Consider the following 1,801-nt stretch of genomic DNA (forward strand, 5'->3'; position numbering starts at 1 on the left):
CAAAAGTCTGGCACAACGCAGCGACCGGATACCTCGCTCTTAGCCTGTCGACTACCGTGAACCGTTGAGTGCGTCCGACATTAAGAGCGCCGTAGCCTTTTTTAGGATTTCGTTCTCCATTTCAAGGCGTTGTATTTTCTTCCTCGCCTCACGCAGCTCGAGCTGTTCTGGCGTCAGAGGAAGCCCGGCGGGCGTTTTCCCCTGGCGCTCAAGTCGCAGCTTATTCACCCAACGGGGGATAGCCGAATGGCTTACGTTAACTGCCTCTGCGGCCTTAACGTAGGTATAGCCGTGGTCGACAACTAACTTCGCCGCTTCGAGCTTAAATTCTGGCGTGAAATGTTTAGCCATTGGGTCACCTGTGGTGTTGGGAAGGTGAGAATATCACCTTCCGATCAGGTGGCCAGTATCAGTGTGCCACTACAGCGACGATACTCACGTGGTGAGCGGTATCCCAGTGCACTGTGGGGATGCTTATTATTATAATGCTCGAAGGCAACGGCAAGGTTCATCAGAGCCACCTCACGGTTTGGCTTCGGCATCACGCTGATATAGTCCCGTTTTATTGTCTTCACGAAGCTTTCCGCCATTCCGTTGCTCTGCGGGCTCCGCACCGCGGTTGTTCTCTGCTCAAGATTTAGTTGCCTGCTGAACGCTCTGGTTTCTTTCGCCGTATAACATGACCCGTTGTCGCTCAGGAACTCTATCGGCAAGTCAGGCAGTCGGTTGCCGAACCGCTTGCTGACGCTGTTCATCATGCTGTCTTTTACGATATCACTGGTATAGCCTCCATTCGTGGCTATCCAGTCCAGCGCTTCCCGGTCGCAGCAGTCCAGAGTGAACGTGACCCGCAACTTATCGCCGTCATCGCAGTTGAACTCAAAGCCATCTGAGCACCATCGCTGGTCACTTTGCGCCACTGCCACTTTACCGTTATGAGAACGAGGCTCCGCTGCTGCCCCTTTTCTCTCACTCTTCGCTCAGAACATCGCACTTCATTAGCTTATTTCTCCTCTAATTCAACCTGCCATTATCTGTAAGCGTAGAACGCTGGCGCGCAGTTTCCAGTTTGTTGCTAAAAGCTCTTTTATCGTCTGAACAATGCACAGAAATGTGAAAAAATGTCTGCCCAATTAAGCTTTAGCGAGATATATGCTATAAAGACGGACTACTTTGAGACTGAAAAGGAATAATTATGGATGATGCAGATTTAGCTCAGGAACGCGAACAGGCCATCATCACGGCGGCGCTGTCAGCCCGTGAAACCTCTCTGAAAAGCCCAGACGGCATGTGCTTATGGTGCCGCGATGAGCCAGTGGTGGCCAATTCTGCGTTCTGCTCCGCCGACTGCGGTGAGGATTACCTCAAGCACAAGCGCGAGATGAAGCAACGCATTGAGTGAGGATTTTCGCGACGCGATCCTCCGAAATGAAAAGGGCCCTGCACGGTATCCGGCACAGGCCCTGATTTTATTCCCTTCATTAATCTCTCTTTCACGCTTTAATCGACCGCGTAGCTAGGAACGTTGGCATAAAGCTATCGACCACAAAGCGGGGATTCGCTTGTTCATTCTCGATGGTTAGGAGATTGAATCGCCTCTTCTGAGAGCGCCCAACCATGAATGTCAGAACGAACTATCCCTTTGATGCGGCGCTCGTGCGTAGGTTTAAGTATGAAAATGCAGTTTTTGTCGTGTTTTTAACCGGAAAGCCATTTTTCAGGCACACTAATCCGGCTCAGGCATCCGCAACCATCGCTTTTTCTCCATTCCACGCAACCTTTCCGACAGTCATGCCATCGC

At 51.2% G+C, this 1,801-nt stretch carries 3 protein-coding genes and 1 pseudogene; 2 read left to right on the forward strand and 2 right to left on the reverse strand.

The annotated features are described in order from the left end of the window. Positions 1-51: 51 nt before the first annotated feature. Together BBW68_RS03365 and BBW68_RS03370 are read right to left on the reverse strand one after the other, a co-directional pair. Complete coding sequence (locus tag BBW68_RS03365) at positions 52-351, reverse strand: IS3 family transposase (protein ID WP_070133583.1); 300 nt, start codon at positions 349-351, stop codon at positions 52-54. Positions 352-395: 44 nt separating this feature from the next. After that, positions 396-944, reverse strand: a pseudogene (locus BBW68_RS03370) (integrase core domain-containing protein); the annotation flags it as partial. 251 nt (positions 945-1,195) lie between these two features. Between BBW68_RS03370 and BBW68_RS03375 the strand changes: the two are divergent. Continuing rightward, positions 1,196-1,402, forward strand: coding sequence for a hypothetical protein (locus tag BBW68_RS03375; RefSeq protein WP_070134001.1), 207 nt, complete (start codon positions 1,196-1,198; stop codon positions 1,400-1,402). Between the two features lie 215 nt (positions 1,403-1,617). Then, a partial coding sequence (locus tag BBW68_RS19060) for a hypothetical protein (protein ID WP_222563060.1) occupies positions 1,618-1,801 on the forward strand: 184 nt, incomplete at its 3' end.

This window comes from Candidatus Erwinia dacicola (assembly GCF_001756855.1).
In the GTDB taxonomy this organism is placed as follows: Bacteria; Pseudomonadota; Gammaproteobacteria; order Enterobacterales; family Enterobacteriaceae; genus Erwinia; species Erwinia dacicola.

Excerpts from the sequence above, each read along its gene's own strand:
- BBW68_RS03365 (WP_070133583.1), bottom strand. The coding sequence starts at position 351 with ATGGCTAAACATTTCACGCCAGAATTTAAGCTCGAAGCGGCGAAGTTA.
- BBW68_RS03375 (WP_070134001.1), top strand. The coding sequence starts at position 1,196 with ATGGATGATGCAGATTTAGCTCAGGAACGCGAACAGGCCATCATCACG.